Annotated in this window: 2 protein-coding genes and 1 pseudogene; all 3 read left to right on the forward strand. The window is 41.8% G+C overall.

Annotated elements, in window-relative coordinates; all coding sequences use genetic code 11:
- A pseudogene (locus CCB157_RS18505) lies at positions 1-152 on the forward strand (IS256 family transposase); the annotation flags it as partial.
- Positions 153-1,315: 1,163 nt separating this feature from the next.
- Positions 1,316-1,819 carry a VanZ family protein gene (locus CCB157_RS16170; protein ID WP_238594748.1) on the forward strand — a complete coding sequence of 168 codons (504 nt, stop codon included), beginning with the start codon at positions 1,316-1,318 and terminating at the stop codon, positions 1,817-1,819.
- 533 nt (positions 1,820-2,352) lie between these two features.
- On the forward strand, positions 2,353-2,613 hold a 261-nt coding region (locus tag CCB157_RS16175; protein ID WP_193432324.1), incomplete at its 3' end, for a transposase.

Raw genomic sequence — 2,613 nt, forward strand, 5'->3', positions numbered from 1 at the left:
TCGTAGGCGCCGTGTTGATCGAAATGGACGAAAAATGGATATCGGGACGCAAATACCTGGATATGTCCGACTATTGGCAGTGGCGGAAAACGAAAGAGTTAGGCGTTCAAACGATGAATCAGGAAGTTTCGGCGATCAAGAAAGTGGGATAATTTCTTCGACGTGTCAAGGAGAACGTGAAATACCTCGGAAGCGAGGAGTTGCCGCGAAAGCGCCTTGACACACCTGTACTTTGACAACAATGATCATTAGTCCGGGAAGGCGACCGGCAGGGAGACTTGCCGGACTTACCTGCCATACGTCAGGTCATCAGGTCCATCTTTCTATCAAAGGGAAATTTACACAATAAAATGGACTTGACCACGATAAATGATTTCCAAAGCAAAAAGTACACCACAAATCCAAGCAACATAATGAGGTTGCGAAAGATTTCGGGTTTGTTCATATACGCTCTTTACTCCCATAGAGATAAATTTGGGTAAACGAAGCGACCTTTTCGGCGAAGAATTCCCTCTCCCTTTTCAGCGGAACACGCCAGATGAACCGCTTGGCCTTCCCGAGACATCACTGGCCGGGGATAAGGCCCATCTCGATCTCCTTTAACTTCTCTGTGCGCTTATAACGGCCGGTTCCCAGTTGATTCGTTCATTGGGCTTCAAGGATTTGTTTTAGATCTGTTCCAACCTTGGCTAGTTCTTGAACTTGTGATAGGAAATCGTGCATGATTTTGTATCTTGTAACATAGCTTTGACAATGGTCGCTTTCCACTTGAAATTGTTTTTGGTCAACGATAAGGGCTCTTTTTACCTTTCCTTTTACACAAGGTTACGACGTACTTCGTTTAATGAACTCTATAAGTTTGAGTGTACCGTGGGGTCGGTTAACAAAAAGGCGATATACAAGAGCGTTAGAGTAATAATGACTAACAAAATGGTTTTAAACACTTCCATACTTCATATCCCCTTCATTGCTCTTCCTGTTTGGGAAAGGTATGGCCATCTGCGGTTGACAGGTTCCTCAAATTAAGTTAGCCTTGATTAATTTCTCTGCTAACTTCCATTAGAGAAATTTTAATGATTATTTCTACATCCACCTCATTTTACCTCCAAAAATTATAAAATTTTAACAAAGATGAGGATGCTTAGTGTATCATTTCTTTAGATCCATAAAAACGGGTGACGAAGAATGGATCTCTAGAAAAACTGACTCATCATGAGAGCATCAGCGGCCCTTTAAAAATGAGCTTTGCCGCTTATTTAAAGGGGAATGAAGCTCACTTTTTAACCTTCATGGAGGTGTAGGGGATAAATATGGTTTGGAGGTTGCTATCATTTTGAGGCTTTTTGTGAAGGTCGGGCTAATCCTTGTATTCTGCTTTTATCTACTTCTTCTTGTGAAACAAGTCTTATTTAAATACCCGGATGCAGTCAGTCATTTCACGCTTAGTTATCACGGCCCATATGACGATAGGCATAATTTCATCCCTTTTAAAACGATTATTTATTATTTGTTTTTGGCTGACATCAATTTTAATATCCGCGTTGATAACTTGTTTGGAAACGTGATGGGTTTTTTTCCGTTTGGTTTCGTTCTCCCGTTATTATCAAAGAGATTTCTGCGCATGAATAAGGTTGCCGCGGCCACGTTTGGCTTAAGTCTCACATTCGAATTGCTTCAGCTGATTTTTAAAATAGGCAGTTTCGACGTTGATGATTTAATTTTAAATACACTTGGAGGTCTCCTCGGATACTTGTCCATTCACTTGGCCCGTTCGCTTATAAAGGATAAGTGGGGAAAACAAAAGGATACCTCTATATGATCATTAATGGCGTTTAATTGCTCAAGTATTGATGCCGATCCTCTGATATGCTTTATTGAATCGGCTCCGATTATGGAATTAGAAGCAAGCTTTCTAATGCAAGCGGTTTGTACAATGAAACGTTAATAAGCCGCACATGCAGTTTTCCTCCTTCAAAAAGGTCGAAAGGTACGATTGCAAAGATTCTAGGCAGGGAATTTCTCTTATTTACCATAAGTATTTCTTTAATTGGGTAGGTAAAAATAGCCGACATGTCCCTAATATTTCTATCCTCCGTCATGTTGATCTTCACCGCTGATCATAACTGATGCCGGAAGAGGAAAAATGGCACGAGCTTTCCCTTTGGCTTGGAGAGTTTTGTAGAAATCCTTTCAAGCTATGCAATGGGAAGACATGAACTGCAAATTTGCCACGTAATGGGGGAGTTGAGTCCGTAAAATTGTGTAAAAAGGAAATGTAAAAAGAGCCACGTTGCTTTCCCTTTGATAGAATGAAAGTGAACCAAAAACCAAACAAAAAGGAGGAAAGCAACTATGGCTCAATACAATATTACAATAAGCGATGAAATCCTGCACGGGTTCTTGTCGCAAGATCAAGGACTGGCCAAACTGTTGGAACAGGTCTTGAATCAAATCCTTGAAGCCCAGTTAACGGATCAACTTGGCGCCGGCCGTTATGAGCGCACAGAGGAACGAAAAGGCTATCGAAACGGGTCTTATCCCCGGCAATTGACGACTCGGGTGGGACGGTTGACCTTGCGCGTGCCGCGGACAAGGGATGGGGAATTTTCCACC

It is taken from the genome of Caenibacillus caldisaponilyticus, assembly GCF_002003465.1.
GTDB classification, from domain to species: domain Bacteria; phylum Bacillota; class Bacilli; order Bacillales; family Sporolactobacillaceae; genus Caenibacillus; species Caenibacillus caldisaponilyticus.